Origin of the sequence: Providencia rustigianii DSM 4541 (assembly GCF_000156395.1) — a bacterium.
Classification (GTDB): domain Bacteria; phylum Pseudomonadota; class Gammaproteobacteria; order Enterobacterales; family Enterobacteriaceae; genus Providencia; species Providencia rustigianii.
The window spans coordinates 475,914-499,412 of record NZ_GG703819.1 but is presented as its reverse complement, the minus strand read 5'-3'; the positions used below and the strand labels follow the sequence as shown (position 1 = coordinate 499,412).

At 42.1% G+C, this 23,499-nt stretch carries 19 protein-coding genes; 13 read left to right on the top strand and 6 right to left on the bottom strand.

Going from position 1 to position 23,499, the window contains the following annotated elements:
* Positions 1–54 precede the first annotated feature (54 nt).
* Entirely contained in the window at positions 55–1,440 is a 1,386-nt protein-coding gene (locus PROVRUST_RS12210) for an SLC13 family permease (protein WP_006815142.1), read from the top strand.
* A 126-nt stretch (positions 1,441–1,566) separates the two neighbouring features.
* Here PROVRUST_RS12210 and PROVRUST_RS12205 read toward each other — a convergent pair whose 3' ends face one another.
* From PROVRUST_RS12205 to PROVRUST_RS12195, 3 genes are all read right to left on the bottom strand, one after another.
* Complete coding sequence (locus PROVRUST_RS12205) at positions 1,567–1,788, bottom strand: hypothetical protein (protein WP_039855177.1); 222 nt, start codon at positions 1,786–1,788, stop codon at positions 1,567–1,569.
* Between the two features lie 129 nt (positions 1,789–1,917).
* Positions 1,918–5,076, bottom strand: a complete 3,159-nt coding sequence (locus PROVRUST_RS12200; RefSeq protein WP_006815140.1) for an efflux RND transporter permease subunit — start codon at positions 5,074–5,076, stop codon at positions 1,918–1,920.
* A 15-nt stretch (positions 5,077–5,091) separates the two neighbouring features.
* Positions 5,092–6,282, bottom strand: coding sequence for an efflux RND transporter periplasmic adaptor subunit (locus PROVRUST_RS12195; RefSeq protein WP_006815139.1), 1,191 nt, complete (start codon positions 6,280–6,282; stop codon positions 5,092–5,094).
* A 134-nt stretch (positions 6,283–6,416) separates the two neighbouring features.
* Between PROVRUST_RS12195 and acrR the strand changes: the two genes are divergently transcribed.
* The 3 genes from acrR to mscK all read left to right on the top strand — a co-directional run bounded on the left by acrR (position 6,417) and on the right by mscK (position 10,894).
* Positions 6,417–7,067 carry a multidrug efflux transporter transcriptional repressor AcrR gene (acrR, locus tag PROVRUST_RS12190; protein WP_006815138.1) on the top strand — a complete coding sequence of 217 codons (651 nt, stop codon included), beginning with the start codon at positions 6,417–6,419 and terminating at the stop codon, positions 7,065–7,067.
* Positions 7,068–7,079: 12 nt separating this feature from the next.
* Entirely contained in the window at positions 7,080–7,433 is a 354-nt protein-coding gene (locus PROVRUST_RS12185) for a DsrE/DsrF/TusD sulfur relay family protein (RefSeq protein ID WP_006815137.1), read from the top strand.
* Between the two features lie 74 nt (positions 7,434–7,507).
* Positions 7,508–10,894 (top strand): mechanosensitive channel MscK, encoded by a 3,387-nt coding sequence (gene mscK, locus PROVRUST_RS12180; protein WP_006815136.1) that lies wholly within the window; start codon positions 7,508–7,510, stop codon positions 10,892–10,894.
* A gap of 6 nt (positions 10,895–10,900) precedes the next feature.
* On the opposite strand, the gene PROVRUST_RS19345 is transcribed toward mscK, so the two are convergent.
* The gene (locus tag PROVRUST_RS19345; protein WP_006815135.1) at positions 10,901–11,071 is read right to left on the bottom strand and encodes a DUF2496 domain-containing protein; all 171 of its coding nucleotides are present in this window, start codon (positions 11,069–11,071) and stop codon (positions 10,901–10,903) included.
* A gap of 14 nt (positions 11,072–11,085) precedes the next feature.
* Complete coding sequence (priC, locus tag PROVRUST_RS12170) at positions 11,086–11,634, bottom strand: primosomal replication protein PriC (protein ID WP_006815134.1); 549 nt, start codon at positions 11,632–11,634, stop codon at positions 11,086–11,088.
* A 150-nt stretch (positions 11,635–11,784) separates the two neighbouring features.
* Here priC and apt point away from each other — a divergent pair, with 150 nt between their 5' ends.
* From apt to PROVRUST_RS12125, 9 genes are all read left to right on the top strand, one after another.
* Positions 11,785–12,336: an adenine phosphoribosyltransferase gene (gene apt, locus PROVRUST_RS12165; protein WP_006815133.1), complete on the top strand. Its 552-nt coding sequence runs from the start codon at positions 11,785–11,787 to the stop codon at positions 12,334–12,336.
* Between the two features lie 124 nt (positions 12,337–12,460).
* Positions 12,461–14,407, top strand: coding sequence for a DNA polymerase III subunit gamma/tau (dnaX, locus tag PROVRUST_RS12160; RefSeq protein WP_006815132.1), 1,947 nt, complete (start codon positions 12,461–12,463; stop codon positions 14,405–14,407).
* 49 nt (positions 14,408–14,456) lie between these two features.
* Complete coding sequence (locus PROVRUST_RS12155; protein WP_006659291.1) at positions 14,457–14,786, top strand: YbaB/EbfC family nucleoid-associated protein; 330 nt, start codon at positions 14,457–14,459, stop codon at positions 14,784–14,786.
* Positions 14,786–15,385 (top strand): recombination mediator RecR, encoded by a 600-nt coding sequence (gene recR, locus PROVRUST_RS12150; RefSeq protein ID WP_006815131.1) that lies wholly within the window; start codon positions 14,786–14,788, stop codon positions 15,383–15,385. Before PROVRUST_RS12155 ends, recR begins: the two co-directional genes overlap by 1 nt.
* Before the next feature lie 318 nt (positions 15,386–15,703).
* Positions 15,704–17,578 carry a molecular chaperone HtpG gene (gene htpG, locus PROVRUST_RS12145; protein WP_006815130.1) on the top strand — a complete coding sequence of 625 codons (1,875 nt, stop codon included), beginning with the start codon at positions 15,704–15,706 and terminating at the stop codon, positions 17,576–17,578.
* Between the two features lie 192 nt (positions 17,579–17,770).
* Positions 17,771–18,415 (top strand): adenylate kinase, encoded by a 645-nt coding sequence (adk, locus tag PROVRUST_RS12140; RefSeq protein ID WP_006815129.1) that lies wholly within the window; start codon positions 17,771–17,773, stop codon positions 18,413–18,415.
* Positions 18,416–18,543: 128 nt separating this feature from the next.
* Entirely contained in the window at positions 18,544–19,506 is a 963-nt protein-coding gene (hemH, locus tag PROVRUST_RS12135) for a ferrochelatase (protein WP_006815128.1), read from the top strand.
* A gap of 118 nt (positions 19,507–19,624) precedes the next feature.
* Positions 19,625–20,752: an LPS O-antigen length regulator Wzz(fepE) gene (wzz(fepE), locus tag PROVRUST_RS12130; RefSeq protein WP_006815127.1), complete on the top strand. Its 1,128-nt coding sequence runs from the start codon at positions 19,625–19,627 to the stop codon at positions 20,750–20,752.
* A 107-nt stretch (positions 20,753–20,859) separates the two neighbouring features.
* Positions 20,860–22,173 (top strand): inosine/guanosine kinase, encoded by a 1,314-nt coding sequence (locus PROVRUST_RS12125; protein ID WP_006815126.1) that lies wholly within the window; start codon positions 20,860–20,862, stop codon positions 22,171–22,173.
* A gap of 73 nt (positions 22,174–22,246) precedes the next feature.
* Here PROVRUST_RS12125 and eutH read toward each other — a convergent pair whose 3' ends face one another.
* Positions 22,247–23,497 (bottom strand): ethanolamine utilization protein EutH, encoded by a 1,251-nt coding sequence (gene eutH / locus PROVRUST_RS12120; protein WP_006815125.1) that lies wholly within the window; start codon positions 23,495–23,497, stop codon positions 22,247–22,249.
* Between the last annotated feature and the right edge of the window lie 2 nt (positions 23,498–23,499).

Here is a 23,499-nt window from a genome sequence, read left to right as displayed (position 1 = left end):
ATTAACAAAAAACAACTCAAATATTTATTTTTGCTTCCGAGCTATGGAGTTAACATGGATGCTTCCGAATCTTTGACACCAGCAGTTTCGCCAACCCCACCGAACAAGCGTGGTTGGATAATCTTAGCTGTTGATATTGTACTGCTTATTTTACTGTTGAAATTTTTGCCTTTTGATGACAAAGCAAATGCAGGGCTGGCTTTAATGGTCTTTGTTGGTGTTCTTTGGCTGACTGAGGCGATCCACGTAACGATTACTGCACTTTGTATTCCTTTACTCGCCGTGGGTCTTGGATTGATGGGAACGGGTGATGCATTAAAAGCATTTGCTAACCCAATTATCTTTTTATTTTTTGGTGGCTTTGCGTTAGCAACAGCTTTGCATATTCAAGGTCTGGATAGGCTGATTGCTAATCGCTTGTTAATGGCTGCACGTGGGCGCCTTTCTGTTGCTGTATTATTACTGTTTGGGGTAACTGCAGGGTTATCCATGTGGATCAGTAACACAGCAACAGCTGCTATGATGTTACCGTTAGTATTAGGGATTTTATCTAACTTAGATGTTCGTCATGAACGAAATACTTTTGTATTCGTCTTATTAGGTGTGGCATACAGTGCGAGCATTGGCGGATTGGGTACTATTGTGGGTAGCCCACCAAATGCGATAGCGGCATCTGCTCTTGGTTTAGACTTTTTATCTTGGATGAAATACGGTATTCCTATCATGGTGGTATTGCTGCCAATGATGTTTGTACTGATGTATATGATGTTGCGTCCAAATTTAAAGCATCGTTTTGACATTGAGCTAGAAGAAGTTAAATGGAATGGTAAACGTATTACTGCCATGGTTATCTTCTTATTAGCTGTTATTTGCTGGATCACGAGTACATTTATCAGTAGTGCACTAGGTGGAGTGAAAGACTTAGATACCATTATTGCTCTTAGCGCCGCCGTGTTGATTGCTATCACAGGTGTTGCTAGTTGGTCTCAAATTCAGAAAAACACTGAGTGGGGCGTCTTAATGCTGTTTGGTGGAGGTTTAACCTTGAGTGCAATTTTAAGCACGTCAGGGGCAAGTAAAATCATGGCTGACTGGATGCAAATGACATTTGGTCAAAGCCATTGGTTTGTGATTATTCTTGCAGTGACAACCTTTATTATTATTCTGACCGAGTTCACAAGTAACACGGCAAGTGCGGCGCTGTTAGTTCCAATCTTCGCTACCGTGGCTGAAGCATTAGGTATGCCAGTTATGGCATTAACCATGATTATTGGTATCGGTGCTTCTTGTGCCTTCATGCTGCCAGTTGCAACACCGCCAAACGCTATTGTATTTGGCTCTGGTTATATTCGACAAATTGAGATGGTACGAGTTGGTGCAGTACTGAACGTTGCTTGTATCATTGTCATTTCTCTGTTTGCTTGGTTCTTCTGGATTTAATTGAATCGATAGATTCTAAAAGTATGATAACGGCCCCAAAGAATGGGGCCGTTTTTTTATGCGCTGAGTATGGTGCTGTCTGCTGACATTAAAACATAATGTTTGGGAATGATAAGGATTAAGGTATTAAGAAAGGTCAATTCCAGTGGCCAGTAAAAACATAAAAACAATGTAAGCACTGAAGAAAACATAAGGCGATATTAATAGTAAGGATAAGGCAAAAAATCCGATTTTTAACCAACGATAATTTGAAACGGAAGATAACCACAGTGCCAATAACATCATCAAGACAATAGTGCTAAATCCGAGCCTCCCTATCAACCAAGAAACCACCGTAATTAATGCCAATAATGATGCTCCTTTTTATCCGTACTAACATTGTTTTATGATAGTGACCTGTAGATGACTTTCTTCACCATTCATGCAAAAAAAAGGTCACTTCATTTGAAGTGACCTTTAATTGAGTACTAAGTAAATTTAGTGAGCTGCGGGTGGCTGACTGTGTTCTGCGTTATCAATTTTCTTATCAAAGCGGCGACGGATCACCACAAAGAATACCGGAACGAAGAAGATAGCCAGGGATGTTGCTGCGAACATACCACCAAGTACACCAGTACCTACTGAGTTCTGCGCTGCAGAACCAGCACCATTACTGAATACCAGAGGGATAACACCCAGCATGAAGGCTAATGATGTCATCAGGATTGGTCTGAGACGCATTTTTACTGCATCCAGAGTAGCTTCAATCAATCCTTTTCCTTCTTTTTCCATCAAGTCTTTGGCGAATTCAACAATCAATATTGCGTTCTTCGCCGACAAACCAATGGTTGTTAATAGACCCACCTTGAAGTAAACGTCGTTATCTAAGCCTCGAACAGAGGTAAAGAGTAACGCACCGATGACACCAAGAGGAACCACTAACATAACTGAGAATGGTACCGACCAGCTTTCATATAGAGCTGCCAGACACAGGAATACAACAATCAGTGAGATAGCATATAGAGCAGGGGCCTGGTTTCCAGACAGACGCTCTTGGTATGACATTCCTGTCCACTCATAACCAATACCTTCCGGCAGGTTTTCTGTGGTCAGTTTTTCCATCATCAGCATCGCTGCACCGGTACTTTGACCTTCAGTAGCTTGACCTTGAATGTTCATTGCTGGAACACCGTTATAACGTTCTAAACGTGGTGAACCGAATTTCCATGGATCTTTGGACTCGTCTAAGAATGCAGAGAACGGGACCATTTTACCTTGGTTATTACGAACATACAGGCTGCTAATATCTGACGGTAACATACGGCTTTCCGCGTCACCTTGTACGTAAACTTTCTTCACACGACCACGGTCGATAAAGTCGTTTACATAGGTTCCACCAAACACCGAGCTCAGGGTTGCGTTGATATCACTAATTGCGACACCTTGAGCCTGTGCTTTTTGCTGGTCAATATAGATACGATATTGTGAAGTATCATCTTGACCGTTAGGGCGTACACCTTGCAGAATTTCAGGGTGTTTAGCTGCCAGTCCAAGTAACTGATTACGTGCTTCCATCAGTTTTTCATGACCTAAGCCGCCTTTATCAACCAATTCGAAGTCGAATCCGTTTGATGTACCTAATTCTACAATGGCTGGTAAGTTGAAGGCATAAATGAAGGCACCTTGCTTTTTCGATAATGCTGCGTTTGCGCGAGCAACGATAGCATCAACATGGTTTTCATCACCTTTACGCTCATCCCAGTTTTTCAGAACGACGAACGCTAGACCCATGTTTTGGCCTGCACCAGCAAAGCTAAAGCCACCAACTGTAAACACTGACTCAACGTTTTTACCTTCATCTTTTCTGAAGTAATCACTCACTTCATCCAAGATGACTTGGGTTTGTTCTTGTGTTGATCCTGGTGGTAACTGAACCATTGACAGGAATACACCTTGGTCTTCCGCAGGTAAGAATGAGGATGGTAGCTTCACGAACATAAACGCCATGCCGGCAACCAGCAGGAGGTAAATGACCAAGTAGCGACCTGTCCCATTCAACATACGGCTTACGCTGTCTGTATAATGGTGAGCTTGTTTCTCAAATGTACGGTTAAACCATCCAAAGAACCCTTTTGTCGAGCCATGACTGCCTTTTTCAATTGGCTTCAGGATCGTCGCACAGAGTGCAGGGGTCAGGATCATCGCCACCAATACCGATAACAGCATTGATGAAACAATCGTAATTGAGAACTGACGGTAAATCGCCCCTGTTGAACCACCGAAGAAGGCCATAGGGATAAATACCGCGGACAATACCATCGCAATACCAACCAGAGCACCTTGGATTTGTTCCATAGATTTCTTAGTTGCTTCTTTTGGTGGTAAGCCTTCTTCTTGCATCACACGTTCAACGTTTTCGACAACAACGATGGCGTCATCCACCAATAGACCGATGGCGAGGACCATGGCGAACATGGTCAAGGTGTTAATCGAATAACCAAACGCTGACAAGATAGCAAATGTCCCTAATAGGACAACTGGAACGGCAATGGTTGGGATCAGTGTGGCACGAATGTTCTGTAAGAACAGATACATAACTACAACAACCAACATGATTGCTTCAACCAGCGTTTTAACTACCTCGTTAATCGAAATTTTAACGAATGGTGTCGTATCGTATGGATAAACGACTTCTAACCCATCAGGGAAGAAGGGTTCCATATCAGCTAATGCAGCACGAACGTTATTTGCTGTATCCAGTGCGTTAGCACCTGTTGCGAGTTTAATACCGATACCCGCCGCTGGCATACCATTAAAACGTGCAATCGTACTGTAGTTTTCAGCACCTAACTGAACGGTAGCGACATCTTTCAGGCGAACTTGAGAACCATCTTGGTTCACTCGCAGTAAGATGTTGGAAAACTCTTCTACATTACTTAAACGGGTTTGAGCAATGATTGACACGTTCAAACGCTGACCGCCAACCGGAGGAGTTCCCCCTAATTGACCGGCAGCAACTTGGTTGTTTTGTACACGAATAGCATTAATGACATCCGAAGTTGCCATATTGTACTTAACCAGTTGCTCTGGTTTTAACCAAATACGCATTGCATATTGGGTACCAAACAGCTGAGTCTCACCGACACCATTTACACGGCTAAGAGGATCCTTAATATTCGAACCTACATAGTCGGCAATGTCGTATTGACCCATTGAGCCGTCTTTGGATATGAAGCCTGCAACCATTAGGAATGAGCTACTTGACTTATCGACACTGATACCTTGTTGCTGTACTTCTTGAGGTAAAAGTGGCATAGCCAATTGCAGCTTATTCTGTACCTGTACTTGGGCGATATCGCCATCAGTACCCGCTTCAAAGGTTAGCGTAATGCTTGCTGAACCTGATGAATCACTGGTTGATGACATATACACCAAATTATCGATACCGTTCATATTCTGTTCGATAACTTGGGTCACCGTATTTTGTACCGTCGATGCATCCGCACCTGGGTAGTTAGCTGAAATAGAAACAGCCGGCGGTGCAATCGTCGGGTACTGAGCTACAGGTAACTTGATAATTGCCAGCAGACCTGCAAGCATGGTGATAATCGCAATTACCCATGCAAAAATTGGTCTATCTATAAAAAACCTAGGCATTAATCAATAGCTCCCTTATTTAGACTGTTGTTCAGGTTTAGCCTGAGTGTCTACAATGGATTGGGTTTCTAAGTTTGCTTGCTTCGGAACAACAACCATTCCTGGTTTGATTTTCTGTAAGCCAAGTACAATGACGCGATCGCCATCTTTTAAGCCTTCAGTCACTAACCATTTATTGCCAATTGCTTGTCCAGCTTTAACTTTTCGAACTTCAACTTTGTTTTCTGCACCCACAACCATAACTTGTGCATCACCTTGAGGTGTACGCGCTAAGCCTTGTTGAGGAACCAGAATTGCATCTTGTTTAACACCATCTTCTAAGATAGCGCGCACAAACATACCCGGCATCAATTCTTTGTTAGGGTTAGGGAACACTGCACGCATAGTGATAGAACCAGTGGTTTCATCAACAGTGACGTCAGAGAATTCTAATTGACCCGACTGAGCGTACTCTTGACCATTGTTAATCACTAAGCTAACAGGAGCTTTGCCAGGCTCTTTTTGCAGAGCACCATTTTCAATTTCAGCTTTTAAACGTAAGAAATCTTCACTCGACTGAGTGACATCTACGTAGATAGGATCTAACTGCTGAACTCGCATCAGTTCAGTGGCTTGACCTGCAGAAACTAGCGCACCCTCAGTCACATTTGACTTACTTGTGCGACCACTAATTGGTGAAGTCACTTTAGTGTAGTCAAGGTTGATACGAGCGCTTTCAACAGCTGCTTCTGCCGCTTTTACTGCTGCAAGTGATTGTGCGTAGGTTGAATTCGCTTGGTCGTATTCTTGTTGGCTAATGTAGTTAGTACCAAGTAGTGGTTTATAACGTTTAACCGTTAATGCGGCGAGATTAGCATTTGCTTGCGCTTTTGCTAATTCTGCTTTAGCACTGTTATAGGTAGCTTGGAATGGAGCCGGGTCGATTTGGTATAAGGATACACCGGCCTCAACATCAGTACCTTCTTTATAGTTACGTTTAAGGATGATACCACTTACTTGTGGGCGAACTTCCGCAATACGGAATGCAGATGTACGACCTGGTAGTTCGGTCTTTATAGTCAGAGGTTCAGCTTTAAGCGTAACAATTCCTACATCAGGCGCCGGGCGTTCACCGCCACCTTTCTGTTCTTCGTTACAACCAGATAACGCTAAGCCGCCTGACAGAACCAACAGAGCCAGAGGTAACACCCCTCTGTTTATTCGCATAAGTTAACCTCAATTAATCGATATGAGTTCAAAACAAAAATAGGAAAAATAGCAAAAAATATGAATTATCACTATGCTATAGTACAAACATACACTAATGTATGTAAATCAGCTTTCGATAAAAACGGGTCACAATGGCACGAAAAACTAAACAACAGGCTGAAGAAACCCGTCAGGAAATATTAGATGCCGCTATCAAAACGTTTTCTGAGAGAGGTGTTTCAGCCACATCATTAGCCGATATAGCAAAAGCCGCGGGAGTGACCCGAGGGGCTATATACTGGCATTTTAAAAATAAAGTGGATCTCTTCCATCAAGCCTGTGAGTTTAGCGACAATCAAATTACTCAGGCTGAAGATTATTATCGTTCGAAATATACCAATGATCCACTTTTAATACTAAGAGAATTGTTAATTTATATTCTCACTGATTTCATTAGTATCCCCAAAAACCGCGCATTGATGGAAATCTTTTTCTTAAAATGTGAATTAGTAGGGGAAATGGCATCTGTCGTGGATTTTAAACGTGAAAACTATATGGCAATCCAGCAGCGCATTGTCAAAAATCTTCACGATTGTGTGGCCGCTGGGCAACTCCCTGAGAACTTAGATGTAGAATGCAGTGCGATAATGATCCGTGCATTGATGTCTGGCTTACTCGAAAACTGGTTATTACAGCCAGAGAGTTTTATGATAGGGACACATACAACGACGTTAGTTGATACTCTATTAGAGACACTCAAAAATAGTACGTCATTAAGAGTGTTATCAACGCATAACGATTAATCGGAGAAAGCCATGTCATCCATCCTGATCATTGCGAACGGTGCCCCTTATGGGAGTGAAATGTTATTTAACTCCCTACGCCTAGCCATCACGTTAAAAGAGCAACATCCCCAAACCTCATTAAAAATCTTCTTAATGTCCGATTCAGTCACTGCGGGATTAACAGCTCAAAAACCAAAAGAAGGTTATAATCTTCAGCAGATGCTTGAGATTTTAACCGCTCAAAATGTCCCCGTTAAATTGTGCAAAACTTGCACCGATGCTCGCGGTATCAGTGAATTACCATTAATTGATGGTGTTGAGATTGGTACTCTTGTCGACTTAGCAGCTTGGACGTTAGAAGCAGATAAAGTATTAACATTCTAAGTCGAAGATTAAGCTGCGGTTCTTTTTGAATTGCAGCTTAGTGTTGTATAAATGTAGGATTTTAAATATATCTCATGAGCTTACTGATGCAATTTAGAAAAATGCGGTCATATACTGTCAGACTATTTCTGGTGTTTTTTATTACCCTTTTTTCTTTCCATGTCATTGCCGCACCAACAAATAACCTCCCAACTAAAAATGAGCTCAAAACTGAACTCAATTCATTAAATAAAAAAAGTAGTGCGGGGCAGGAAGATAAATTAGCGATTGCAGATCTAGAGAAATCATTAAATTTTTATGATGAGCTAGATAAAATTGAGCAGCGTTCAGATGAACTGCAAAAAAAACTTAGCCATGCTGATGAAGAATCAAGAAAGGCAATTCAAGGCTTATCGCAGATAAAAAATCAAAGTGAAAATCCTGACATTAACTTTGACCATCAAATTGAAAATAGCAGTTTGCAGCAATTAGAAGCTATGCTGGCAACTTACCTTGAAAATCTACAATCCGAACAAAATGATTTAGCGACCTATAATAGCCAACTGATTGGTTTACAGACTCAGCCCGAACGCGCTCAGGCGATGATGCTAGATAACGCGAATCGGTTACAAGAGATCCGTAATGAGCTCAATACAACCATAACGGGCGCGAGCAAATTACGGCCCTCTCAAGTGAATATGCTGCAAATAGAGCAATATTTATTGCAGCAACAAAATGAATATCAAAAACGAGTATTACAGGCGAATACCCAGTTACAAGATGTACTGCAAAAACAGCGAGACTATACCGCTGCTTATATTGAGCAATTAGATAATCATATTCAGCGTATTCAGGGGGCTATTAGTAAGGAGCGCCTAAAAGATTCACAATCCACTGTCCGAGAAGCTCAAAATTCCTCGACTAATGATGTTGCTGTACAGCAGAATCCTATTCTTCAAAAAGAGATTGAAATTAACAATCAGCTCAGTAATCGCCTGATTGAAGTAACACAAGATGGCAATCGGATGGTGCAAAATGGTATCCGTGTAAAAACCTGGTTAGAGCGAGCCACCCAGTCTGAGCGCAACTTAAAAGAGCAAATTAATGTATTACGAGGTAGCTTATTGTTATCTCGAATTTTATTTCAACAACAAATCGATTTACCTCCTGATATCTTAACGAAAAACTTACCGGTCATTATTGCTGACTTGCGTTTGGAACAATTTGATATCAATCAGCAGCGTGATGCGTTATATCAAACCAACGATTACATTAATAATCTAGAGCACCAGCAAGCAGTAAAAGTTGGAGAGCAAGACAGTGCTGTTTTATTCACCTCCGATGATAAGAGCGCATTAGTCAAAATTTTGGATGTGCGTCGTGAGCTGCTGGATGAGCTCAATTTGCAGCTTGGTGGACAAATATCCCAAGCAATTAATTTACAGCTCGATCAAAATCAGTTACTGAGTGTAGTGGGGTCTTTAGAGCATACGTTGGCACAGCAAATATTTTGGGTAAACAGTAACAAACCCATGGATATTGAGTGGCTAAAAGCGTTCCCCGAAGCCGCTGCCAATCAGCTGACACATGTGGATTTTGATTTTTCACTCTCTAGTCTGAAAAAAGGCTTTATAAATTCGTTACCTGTTACTATCCCACTGTTACTTGCTGCACTGATTTTCATCTGGTTTAACCGAAAAATCAGTTTACGTTTGCAAGCGATCAATCAAAGTTTATCAAGTTTAAGGCACGACAGTGTTTTAAATACGCCATTAGCGCTGCTCTTGACGTTATTGCAAACTATACCAATCTCTTTAGTCGTGATAGCTATTGGTTACTGGTTCTTAAAAACTGGTAACTTACAAGGGGAGTTTGTTTGGGCTTATTGCTTACAACTCGCTATTTTCTGGGCGCTATTTGAGCTAACGTTCCGGGTTCTGAAGCCCGATGGAATTGCAGAAAAACACTTCAATATTGAACATTCTTATGCGCAAAAAATGCGTCGTAGAATGATTCGATTATCAATCCCATTGCTGCCATTAATCTTCTTCTCGACTTATGGGATGAGTAATCCAATGAAAGTGTCAGAGGATGTTATTGGTCAATTGGTGGTGTCGATTAGTTTATTGTTATTGTGCATTTTCACGATCCCATTTTGTAAGCAAGTCTGGCAAGAAAGTGGTAGTCATTTAACACGCTCTATTTTGATTACATTACTGACATTCTCACCACTGATTCTCATTGGATTAATGATTGCAGGGTATTATTACACCACGTTACGATTAGCTAACCGATGGTTAGATAGCCTGTATTTATTAGTGCTATGGTATATCACGTATAACGCATGCTTGCGTGGATTGAGCCTTGGGGCAAGGAAATTGGCGTATAAGCGAGCGCTTGAACGTCGAGCTATGTTGAAGCAAGAAGAGACGGAAAATGAACCAATCAAAGAGCCGCCAATGACGATTGAGCTGATTAGTCAGCAGTCATTGCGCTTAACGACGATGGTGCTATTTATTATTTTCGCCCTTGGTTTCTACGCGATTTGGTCAGATTTTATCACAATCTTTTCATTTTTAGACAGTGTAGAACTGTGGAGCTACGGAACAACCTCTGCGGAAGGCACCAATGTTGTCCGGTTTGTGACTTTAGCCAACCTTATCTTAGCAGTGGTGATTATTGTAGTGGCTTGGATCATGACGCGAAACTTACCCGGGTTATTGGAAGTTTTAGTGCTATCACGCTTGAAACTGCGCCAAGGGTCGACCTATGCCATCACCACGATACTGACTTATATTATTGTGAGTATTGGTGCGATATCCTCTCTTGGAATGATTGGCGTGACATGGAATCAATTGCAATGGTTAGCCGCAGCCCTAACCGTTGGTCTGGGTTTTGGTTTACAGGAAATTTTCGCTAACTTCGTTTCGGGGATCATTTTACTGTTTGAAAGACCGATTCGAATCGGTGATACGGTCACAATTGGGACGTATTCAGGAACGATTAGTAAAATCCGCATTCGTGCAACTACCATTGTGGACTTCGATCGCAAAGAGGTGATCATCCCGAACAAGGCATTTGTGACTGAAAGGTTGATCAACTGGTCTCTATCCGACACCGTGACTCGTATTACGGTATCTATCGGGGTGGCATACGGATCCGATCTGGATAAGGTCAAGCGGGTGTTGCTGCAAGCAGCGACATCAAACAGTAAAGTGATGGCAGAACCTGCACCCGGTGTGTATTTCTTAAGTTTTGGTGCGAGTACGTTAGATCACGAGCTGCGTTTCTATGTTCGTCAAATTGGTGATCGTGCAGTGACTAGTGATGAAGTGAATCGTGAGATTGATAGACTTTGCCGCGAAAACGATATCAATATTGCATTTAATCAGCTTGAAGTTCATCTGCACAATAGTCAAGGGGATGAAGTGCAGGAAGTTAAACGCATAGCAAAAGATGGCCAAGATAAAACTGAGGGTTAAAAGACATCAATCTTCACTGTGGCAGGCTGCTTCGGCAGCTTGCTTATTTAAATAATCGTGCTTAACGATATCTAAGGCTTTTAATACCACATCCGTTTCGACGTCTGATGACTCCAGCAGATAAATAAGGTCGACAGCGAGTTGGATCTCTATCGGGGCATTTTCCAGTGTTCCCATGGGGGCTCCTATCTTTATTCTAAAAATTGATTTTCTTGATGTTCAATGGCTTTTTCAATGCGCAAAAGTGCTTGTCGGCAACGATATAAACGACCCGCTAAAACCGCTAATTCCTTTTGACACTGATGCTGTAAATGGTGGTCAGTTAAACCACTTAAATAGAGCTCTTTTTCACTTACCATTGATTGTAAGCGTCGCTCGTAATCTTGATGTTGTGATAAACGTTCATATAAATCAACCTGTTCCTTTTTTGCACGGAATGAAGATTCTTTTTCGCGTAAGGATTGGGTAGATAGCTCCCGAGAGATTGCTTGCATCTGATGAACAATTTTTTCAGTTAGAAAGTTAACTTGCTGAGTGTGTTTGAGAGTGACACTATGGCACAGTTGCTGATAAAGGTTATTAAGCTCTTTTTGGCAATCACCGAGTCGAGTCGACTTATGGCTGAATAGTTGCATATCAAACCGAGAGTGTGAAAACTCCTGATCCTTTATCGGAGTCACTCGCGCCTCTAATTCATCGATCTGCTTTTTTAAAGCCTCTAAGAGAGCCTGTGTTTTCATTTTTTATTCTCAATAAATGTGAAAAGTGGCGGAATATTGATATCCAGCAATAAAACTTAGCGCAAAAAGGCGGCTTCTTATTGCATTTTTATGGTAGTTTGCATAGATTCTACCCTTTCGTATTTACTTACTACATTATTGGTTTTTATTATGACCGCTAAAGAGCAACAACTGCAATTGATTAAAGAGAGTATCGCATCTATCCCTGACTATCCGAAGGAAGGTGTTTTATTTCGCGATATTACCACACTGCTAAATGAACCTGCCGCTTATCAAGCGACGATTGATATGCTGGTTGAACATTACAAAGACAAAGGTGTGACGAAAATTGTCGGTACTGAAGCCCGCGGTTTCCTATTTGGCGCTCCTGTTGCTTTACGCCTCGGTATTGGCTTTGTTCCAGTGCGTAAAAAAGGTAAATTACCGCGTGAAGTGTTAAGTATGACCTACGATTTGGAATACGGCACTGACACACTGGAAATTCACAAAGACAGTATTGCGCCAAAAGACAATGTACTTGTGGTTGATGATTTACTGGCGACAGGTGGCACTGTTGAAGCAACGGTGAAAATGATCAAACAGTTAGGCGCCAAAGTTGTTGATGCTGCATTTGTTATCGGCCTACCTGATTTAGGTGGCGTTGAGCGCTTAGAAAAACAAGGCGTCACTTCCTACTGTTTAGTTGAGTTTCCCGGCCACTAATCTGATTTGCACTCACACTCTCTTTACTATTTTTACTACAGTCTCGCCGTAAAGGTTGAGGCTGTGGTAGCATGGTACTATTATTAGATCTATCAATGTACCATGTTTAATTACAGTGGAATCCATGAGCTATCAGGTACTTGCCCGTAAGTGGCGCCCCCAAAAATTTTCGGACGTTGTTGGTCAGCAGCATGTTCTGACTGCACTTGCCAATGGGCTTGAGCACCAACGGCTTCATCACGCTTATCTATTTTCTGGCACTCGCGGTGTTGGAAAAACGACGATCGCCCGCTTATTTGCGAAAGGCTTAAATTGCGAAAACGGCATTACAGCGACGCCTTGCGGAAAGTGTGCCAATTGCTTGGAAATTGAACAAGGTCGTTTTGTTGACCTGATTGAGATTGACGCCGCCTCACGAACCAAAGTTGAAGATACTCGCGATCTACTGGATAACGTCCAGTACGCACCTGCTCGCGGACGTTTCAAAGTTTACTTGATTGACGAAGTACACATGTTATCTCGACATAGCTTCAATGCGCTGTTGAAAACTCTTGAAGAGCCACCAGAACATGTGAAATTTTTACTTGCTACAACGGATCCGCAAAAACTTCCTGTTACGATTTTATCTCGTTGCCTACAATTCCATTTAAAAGCATTAGATGTTGATCAAATCAGTGAACAGCTGGAATTGATTCTGAATGCAGAAAATATTGAGCATGATACTCGTGGCCGCCAACTCATTGCCCGTGCTGCCGATGGCAGCTTACGTGATGCGTTAAGTTTAACGGACCAAGCGATTGCAATGGGGCAGGGAACGGTTACTGCAGAAATCGTGAGCCAGATGCTGGGCACCTTAGATGATGAGCAGCCGTTGGCGATTATTGAAGCATTAGTTCGTGCGGATGGCTTAGCTGTAATGGCTCAGGTTGAACAGGCAGCTTCTCGTGGGGCTGATTGGGAAAACCTCTTGGTTGAAATTTTAGCCCAGCTTCACCGTATCGCTATGATCCAGCTACTTCCTCCAGAAAAAGAGACCGACCCGTCATCAACGCAAGGTCGATTGAGGCAAGTCGCAAGAATTATTTCTCCTGCAGATCTGCAACTGTTTTACCAAACATTGTTGGTAGGACGAAAAGAGCTGGCATTTGCACCGGAAAGGCGTATGGGCGTGGAGATGGCATTATTACGTGCCTTAGCCTTCCACCCCAAAAATATTATTGAAGAAATTGAGCTGCCGCCGAAATTAGTTGCAAGTGATTCAGTACCTTCATTTCAGTCAGAATCAGTTCCCGTAACGGTAAAACGTCAAGTTCCACCGCCAGTGAGCGCTGAAAATTTGCCAGAAAATAGCCCGACCTTGCAGTTATTAAAAGCGAGGCAGGCGCTACAAGCACCACAAAGTGAGGATCCGAGTCCAAAAAAGACTAATCCGGTGACGTCCGAAAGGGCTAAGCCGGCGGCATCAGCATTGGAAAGGCTGGCCGCGGTGACCAGCAAGCATCAGCAAAATATGCTGAATAAGGCAACACAAAGCACTAAGCCAACTAAACCAAAACCGTATCAATGGCGACCTCAGAACGGAGAGGTGCTAGACGTAAAAGATGCCGTTACCACGCCAGCTGAAATTAAAGAGGCGCTGGAATACGAAAAAACCCCTGAATTAGCAGCAAAAATTGTTGAAGAAGGTCGTGTTAGAGATAGTTGGTCCGGTGAAATAGCACAATTAAATATTCCAAAGCTAGTTGAACAATTGGCTTTGAATTCATATAAAGAAGAGTTAAGTGAGTCGCAAATCGTTTTACACTTACGCTCATCTCAGCGCCATCTTGATAAACCCAATGCGCACCAAGTATTGCAAGATGCATTGAGTCAACATTATGGTCGCCCTGTTGAACTGAATGTCGTTCAAGATGATAATACTGCGGTAAAAACACCGCTGGAATGGCGTCAGGCGATTTATGAAGAAAAACTGGCGCAAGCTCGTCAGTCTATTATTGCGGATAAAACGATTCAAAAATTGCAGTCAATGTTTGATGCGCAGTTGGATGAAGAGAGTATTCGCCCCGTTTAACGCTACAGTCTAGCTAATTAAGCTGTAGCCTCAGTTGTGAGAGAAAAATATGTTTGGTAAAGGTGGATTGGGTAACCTGATGAAACAGGCCCAGCAAATGCAAGATAAAATGCAAAAAGTTCAGGAAGAAATCGCTCAACTCGAAGCTACAGGTGAATCTGGAGCAGGTTTAGTGAAAGTGACTATTAATGGTTCACATAACTGCCGTCGTGTTGAAATCGACCCTAGCCTGTTAGAAGATGATAAAGATATGCTGGAAGACTTGATTGCTGCGGCATTCAACGATGCAGCACGTCGCATTGAAGAGACTCAAAAAGAAAAAATGGCTAGCGTATCAAGCGGTATGCAGTTACCACCAGGCTTTAAGATGCCATTCTAATGCAAACGAGTCCGCTTCTTGAATCATTAATGGAAGCTCTGCGCTGCCTCCCCGGTGTGGGACCCAAGTCAGCGCAGCGAATGGCTTTTCATCTTTTACAACGCGACCGCAGTGGCGGAATGCGTTTGGCTCAGTCGCTGACTCGTGCAATGTCCGAAATCGGGCATTGCAGCGATTGTCGGACATTCACAGAACAAGATATTTGCAATATCTGCGATAACCCTCGTCGCCAGCAAAATGGGCTGATCTGTGTCGTAGAAAGCCCTGCCGATATCTATGCAATAGAACAAACTGGTCAATTTTCAGGTCGATATTTTGTTCTCATGGGGCATTTATCGCCATTAGATGGTATTGGTCCAATGGATATTGGGTTGGATAGGCTGGAAGAAAGATTGTCATCTGAAACCATTACGGAAGTCATTTTGGCGACTAACCCGACAGTCGAAGGGGAAGCGACCGCAAACTATATTGGGCAGATGTGTGCGCAGTATGGGGTTGTGGCGAGTAGGATTGCCCATGGGGTGCCTGTCGGCGGGGAGTTGGAGATGGTTGACGGAACTACACTTTCTCACTCGTTGGCGGGGCGCCAACGGCTCTAAAGTCCTCGTCATACTTTGCGCCGTAGCGTTGTTGTCTTCATGCATCAACCCTAGTCACATACTTTTGTATGCTCCCAGGGATTAATGCATTCGACGCCTAGCTACGGCACAAATTATTTAGAGGATGATAGTGGGAGTGGTCTTTTAAAGGTAAAAGCAAAAAAACAAAAACATCGTAGTCTTCTGTAATTTCCTTTCATTCATATTAATTTGGCGGCTAATTTGTGGTTAGTGGTTGAATTCTATTTTTTTGTCCCCAGATTAGTTTCCATCGATAAGTCAAAACTAACTATTAGATTGATGAAATAGAGGCGATTAATGAGTATGAAAGGACAAGAAACTCGTGGGTTTCAATCAGAAGTCAAACAACTGCTACAGTTGATGATCCACTCTCTTTACTCAAACAAAGAAATCTTTCTGCGTGAGTTGATCTCCAACGCATCCGATGCGGCAGATAAACTGCGTTTCCGTGCATTATCTAAGCCTGAATTGTATGAAAATGATGGCGAATTACGCGTACGTATCAGTGCAGATAAAGATAAAGGAACTCTGACCATCAGTGATAACGGTATTGGTATGAGCCGTGATGAAGTCATTGATAATTTAGGGACTATCGCTAAATCGGGTACGAAAGCATTTTTAGAATCATTGGGCAGTGATCAAGTTAAAGACAGCCAAATGATCGGTCAATTTGGGGTTGGTTTTTACTCTGCATTTATTGTGGCTGATAAAGTCACTGTGCGTAGCCGTGCTGCCGGTGCCCCAGCAAGTGAAGGGGTATTTTGGGAGTCTGAAGGTGAAGGCGAATACACCATCGCTGACATCGAAAAAGCCGACCGAGGTACTGAAATCACACTGCATCTACGCGATGATGAAAAAGAGTTTTTAGATAACTGGCGTTTACGTTCAGTCATCAGCAAATATTCTGACCACATTGCTCTGCCTGTCGAAATCGAAGAGAAAAATGAAGAAGACGGTACGGTGACTTGGGAGAAAATTAACCAAGCCAAAGCACTGTGGACGCGTAGCAAATCTGAAATCTCAGATGAAGAATATGCAGAGTTTTATAAACATGTTTCCCACGACTATGCAGATCCATTAACTTGGGCACATAACCGTGTTGAGGGGAAACAAGAGTATACTAGCTTGCTGTATATTCCATCTAAAGCCCCATTTGATCTGTGGAACCGCGACCAACGTCACGGCTTAAAACTGTACGTTCAACGCGTCTTTATTATGGATGATGCTGAACAATTTATGCCGAACTATCTGCGTTTCGTTCGTGGTGTCTTGGATTCTAATGATTTGCCACTGAACGTTTCACGCGAAATTTTACAAGATAGCGCGTTGACGCGTAATCTGCGCAGTGCATTAACTAAACGTGTTCTGCAAACGCTTGAAAAATTAGCGAAAAATGACGCTGAAAAATACCAAACTTTCTGGCAGCAATTCGGTTTAGTCATGAAAGAAGGCCCAGCGGAAGATATGAGTAATGGTGAAGCCATTGCTAAACTTCTACGCTTTGCGTCGACTCATAACGACAGCAGTGTACAAAATGTATCACTGGAAGAGTATGTGAGCCGCATGGTCGAAGGTCAGGATAAAATTTACTACATTACTGCAGACAGCTATGCGGCGGCGAAAAGTAGCCCTCACTTAGAGCTGTTCCGCAAAAAAGGCATTGAAGTTCTGCTATTATCCGACCGCATTGACGAGTGGATGATGAACTACTTATCTGAATTTGATGGTAAGCCGTTCCAATCTGTCAGCAAAGCGGATGAGTCTTTAGACAAATTAGCGGATGAGAACAAAGCGGAGCAAGAAGAAGCTGAGAAGCAGTTAGAGCCATTTGTTGAGCGTGTGAAAACGTTCTTAGGTGAGCGAGTTAAGGATGTAAAATTAACACATCGTTTAACGGATACACCTGCGATCGTAACCACGGATGCCGATGAAATGAGCACCCAGATGGCGAAATTATTCGCAGCTGCGGGGCAAGCAGCGCCTGAAGTTAAATATAACTTTGAGCTGAATCCAAACCATCCACTGGTGAAAAAAGCCGCTGAAGTGGAGCAGGAAGCGTTGTTTGCAGATTGGATTGATGTGTTATTAGACCAAGCTTTATTCGCTGAGCGCGGCACATTGGAAGATCCAAACTTATTCATCAAAAAGGTTAACGAATTGCTTTTGAAATAATTCGCTGATTCACTTTCGTTTTCGAGCGTAAACCACGCGAAATATCATTTTTTTGCGTGGTTTTTTTCTTTTGCGAAAAAAGATAAATGGGAAAACGTTTACGTGTCTTCTTGAGTAAGATGCCATGCTAATGGTATGGTAGAGCGTTTTCTTTTCAAATTATAAAAAACTAAATAGCAAGGGGTTTACGCAATGCGTATCATTCTGCTTGGCGCTCCAGGCGCTGGTAAGGGCACTCAAGCTCAATTTATTATGGAGAAGTTTGGGATCCCTCAGATTTCAACCGGTGACATGTTACGTGCCGCTGTAAAATCAGGGAGCGAGTTAGGTATACAAGCTAAAGAGCTGATGGATAACGGTAAATTAGTAACTGATGAATTAGTTATCGCATTAGTTAAAGAGCGCATCAAACAAGATGACTGCCGCAATGGCTTCTTGTTGGATGGGTTCCCACGTACGATCCCTCAAGCTGATGCCATGAAAGAAGCGGGCATCAACGTTGATTATGTTCTTGAATTTGACGTTCCAGATGACATCATTGTTGAACGTATCATTGGTCGCCGTGTTCATGCGCCTTCTGGACGTGTTTATCACGTTACTTTCAACCCACCTAAAGTTGAAAACAAAGATGACGTGACTGGTGAAGAGTTAACTATCCGTAAAGACGACCAAGAAGATACTGTTCGTAAGCGTTTAGTTGAATACCATTCATTGACTGCACCATTAATCGCTTATTATCAAAATGAAGCGAATACCAGCAGCACTCAATACTTCAAATTAGATGGTACCCGTAAAGTTGCTGAAGTTAGCGCTGAATTAGCAAAAATTTTAGGTTAATAACTTTTTGAGTTTCATATACCAAGGCAGCGCTTATCCGCTGCCTTTGTTTTTGTGCCACAAGTTAGCAAAAATAGTTATTAAAACCTGTTATTGTTGGGAATAATTATCAATTAGGAGCTGTTCTGATGTTAGAAAAAAAATATGGAATACTATTGGTAAATTTGGGAACTCCCGATGCCCCAACAGCCTCAGCAGTGAAACGCTATTTAGCCGAATTTTTGACAGATCCACGGGTTATCGATCTTTCTCCACTGATCTGGAAACCTATTTTATACGGTGCGATTTTGCCGATCCGCGCATCAAAAGTGGCAAAATTATATGATTCAATCTGGATGGATGAAGGTTCTCCATTATTGGTTTATTCTCAGCGTCAGAAAGAAAAATTATCTGCATTTTTTCCTAATACGCCGATTGAGCTGGGAATGACTTACGGTTCGCCGTCAATAAAGAGTGCTATCGATAACTTAATTGCACAAAATGTGACAGAATTAGTCGTTTTACCTTTGTATCCTCAATATTCCTGCACCACGACTGCCGCCGTTTATGAAGCTATCACTCGTGCTTTTAAACCTATACGGACTATCCCGTCAGTGCAGTTTATCCGTAGTTACGCCACCCATCCTGCGTATATTCAAGCCTTAGCGGAATCTATTGAGGCCAGTTTTGCTGAACACGGTGAACCGGATAGGTTGATCCTCTCTTTCCATGGTATCCCGCAGCGTTATTGTGATTCAGGGGATATTTATGATAAAGAGTGCGAGCAAACCACAGAATTATTAAAGCAGACCCTGAAATTCCCAAGTGAGCGAGTGTTAATGACTTACCAATCTCGATTTGGTCGAGAACCGTGGTTAAGCCCATACACTGATCAGACGATGAAAAAGCTACCGTCAGAGGGAGTTAAGTCAGTGCAAGTGGTTTGCCCAGGGTTTTCTGTGGACTGTTTAGAAACATTAGAAGAAATTAGCGAGCAAAATAAAGAATTTTTCTTGCACAATGGTGGTGAGCAATATCGTTATATTCCTGCACTGAATGACAGCGATATCAGCATTAATATGATTCGGTTAATTCTGAAAGATATCTTATAACGAGATGATTTCTTAGTTAATCTGATAAAGATGCCTAATGAATGTATCCAAAGCCCAATTTTTGTTTATAATTGACGGCTTGATGTTTAATTAAAAGAACTTGTTGTTTGGAATAAATATGACTGATAAACCAAACTTGTCTCCTGAATTAAAAAATCAGCTAGAGCAAAATCCAGATTTTCAACTACAGAAAAATGATGAAATCGACTTAATGGCGCTGGTCGCTGTTTTATTTAAAAATAAATATTTAATTATCATTTTTACTGTTGTCATTACTGCTTTAAGTATTGGGGTGGTTAAAACGTTACCTCAAAAGTGGACAAGTGAGGCAATCATTATCCAACCTACGTCTGAAGAGACGAAAGAGATAAGTGAATTTGCAGCGCGATTAAGCGCATTAGATTTTAATATCGACCTCGGTTCTGCACGTATTTATAATGAATTTATTACCCAATATCGTTCTAAAGTTAATCAAGAAGATTATGTGAGAAGTACAGAATATTATCAAAGTTTGCTCGCTAAACTGGGTGATAAGAACGATGTTCAGGAAGAGCAGAGACTGGTTAATCGTATCATTTCAGACTCTATTAAACTGAAGTACAACGCAAAAGAAAAAGACAGTGATGATAGCGATATTATCCTTTCTTTTACTGCACCCACAGCGATTGAAGCTCAAGACCTGTTAAATGGCTATATTCGCTATACGGCGTCTCAAGTACGTAAGCGTTTTAAAACGGAAATTGATAATGCCATTTCACGTCAGTTGATTTATAGCGTTGAAGCTTTAAAAAATGATACTGCAAAAATCCAAATTGCTTACGATGTTAAAATTGAACGTTTAAAACGTGCAATTACCATCGCAAAGGCTGCTGGAATTACACGCCCAATAGCGCGAGATGCAGTGGCAATCAATGACGATCCAGATTACCCAATTGCATTAGGTTCTGAGGCGTTAGAAGAAAAATTAGCAATCGAACTGAAAAATCGTGACCTTGCATTAATTAGTGAAAAACTGCAAAACTCAAAAATGCATATTGATAACCTCAATGGGTTAACCACTAAAGAATTAGATTTCCAGCCTGTAAGATTTATCCTGACACCTGATTTACCGATAGCAAAAGATTCTCCTAAGTCGGCATTAATTGTGGCATTAGGGGCTATTCTTGGCTTGATTTTAAGTTGTGCTTTTGTATTAGGGCGTGATCTGTACCGCAACTATAACGGTCAAAATAGACACTATAAGTAATCAATCTATCAAATTATTGATTATGAACCAGCACCTTTCATGGAAGGGTGCTGGTTTTATTTTATCGTGCTAGAATACGCAAATGTTCCTTTTTTGATATTTCCAATATGAAATTCCCCGGTCAACGCAAATCAAAACACTATTTCCCTGTTAGTCTCAGAGATCCTCTCTTGAAACCCATGAAAGAGATGATGACAGATGATGAAAACTGCAAATCCTATATCGTTGGTATCGACCAAACGTTAGTCGACATTGAAGCAAAAATTGATGATGAGTTTATTGAACGCTATCAATTAAGCAAAGGCCATTCTCTGGTTATTGAAGATGATGTTGCAGAAGCACTCTATAAAGAGCTAACGGATAAATCACTTATTACCCATGAATTTGCGGGGGGAACCATCGGTAATACGCTACACAATTATTCAGTATTAGCCGATGACCGCTCGGTATTATTGGGAACCATGTGCAACAGCATTCAAATTGGTAGCTATGCTTACCGTTATCTATGCCATACTTCAAGTCGCATGGACTTAAATTATTTGCAAGGGGTTGACGGTCCCATTGGTCGCTGTTTTACGCTAATCACTGAAAATGGTGAGCGGACTTTTGCAATAAGCCCGGGTCATATGAATCGTTTACATCCAAGCAGTATTCCTGAAGAGATTATTGCAGGTGCGTCTGCACTGGTATTAACTGCTTACTTAGTCCGTTGCAAGCCCGGTGAAACGATGCCAGAAGCGACAATGCAAGCTATCCATTATGCCAAAAAACATAATGTTCCGGTGGTATTAACACTGGGTACTAAGTTTGTGATTGCACAAGACCCTCAATTTTGGCGCGATTTCCTTGCTGAACACGTTTCTGTGGTCGCAATGAATGAGGATGAAGCGCTTGAACTGACGGGCTTTAGCGATCCTCTATTAGCATCTAATATGGCGCTGGATTGGGTTGACCTTGTTCTTTGTACCGCAGGTCCAGCAGGGCTGTATATGGCCGGATTTACAGAAGAAGACTCTAAGCGCAAAACTCAGCATCCATTGTTACCGGGAGCCATCGCTGAATTCAATCTTTATGAATTTAGCCGAGCAATGCGTTTGCAGGATTGCAAGCAACCATTGCGCATATTCTCTCATATCGAACCGTATATGGGGGGGCCAGAGAAAATTATGAACACCAATGGTGCTGGAGATGGTGCGTTATCAGCTTTATTGCATGATATTACTGCAAACTCGTATCATCGTTCGAATGTGCCAAATTCCAGTAAGCATGAGCGGCAATATTTGACCTACTCTTCGTTAGCTCAGGTTTGTAAATATGCCAACCGAGTCAGCTACCAAGTGCTTTCTCAACACTCACCGCGCTTAACCCGTGGGTTGCCGGAAAAAGAAGACAGCTTAGAAGAATCGTACTGGGATCGTTAACTTGAAAGTAAAAACACCTCAATAAATGTTGAGGTGTTTTTGTTTGTATTGCAGTGACTTCACATTGAAGTTATTAAGCTTCTTTGGTAATACCTGCTGGGTTCTCGGCTTTAACTGCGTCAATGGCCTTAGCATCTTCCTCTTCATAACGCATCGCTTGCGGCACTGAAATCTTAATCGCAATAAACACCGCTAAGAACCCACCGACTAATTTACCTAATAAAATAGGCAAGACGAGACTTGGTTGGAAGTTAGCAGTAAAGGCTAGGTGATCACCGATAGTCGCTTGCGCACAAACCCCAAATGCCACACATAACACTTTATCTCTTGCTCGCATATCTTTGAATAAGTGGTACGTTGCAATAATGTTTGCCAACACCATAATAAAACCTAAAGATCCGGTATCACTCAGCTTTAAGCGACGACTTAACGTGTTTACTAGTGGTTTACAATAGCGCTGGAACAGATAACAGATAGGGAAAGTACCTGCGAGCATGATCCCGATATAACCTGCAATTTCAATCGCTCGGAATAATTCATTTTGGTCTGCAAATAATGGGTCGAAGCCCCATGCTCCAAAAACTTTACTGAAGAAACCGGTAAAATGCTCAACGATGGAAAATGCCAAAACAAGTTTAATAAAGGCATCCATGATCTTACCGAAGATCAGAAAGCCAGTTACCATCAGCATTGGACGATATTTTAACCCTGCGGCTAGTAAGAAACAGAAGACAAACAGCGGCATTAGGTACTGAAGCATCGTCAAGAAGTCCAATGTCAGCTGGTGGGTTGTTGGGGAATTGGTCGAGATAATCTCCCGCACGGGAATATTGTTGAAAGTGATCAGCAGCAAAGAGGCTAACACCGCAAACGGGATCGAAATCAATCCTGCCATTGCCCCTAAGGCGAGATATTTGTGATCCTTACGATTTAACATGGTTAAACCGACAGGGATCAGGTAAACAATGGTGGCACCAGAGGTATAGCCGATCAACATCGCAGTGATCCACATATCTCTGTTGGTGGTTAAGGCATCAGCTAATTGATATCCGCCCATATCGACGGCGATAATTGATAGCGCGGCAATAGATACATCGGATCCCACTGAGCTAAAAACGGGACCTAAAATATACGAAATCAGCTGTGAAAGTAGAGGAACTGCGGCCATGATCCCTGCTTGAGCAAGGAATACAGGACCGATAGAGAAAATACCGTTAACAAACTCTTTTCCGAGATCGCTGGCAGGTCTCACTATCGATGCAACGGCACCGATCACGGCCCCGCACATGATTAAGTAGATAATGTAGTTTCCGAATTCGGCCATAG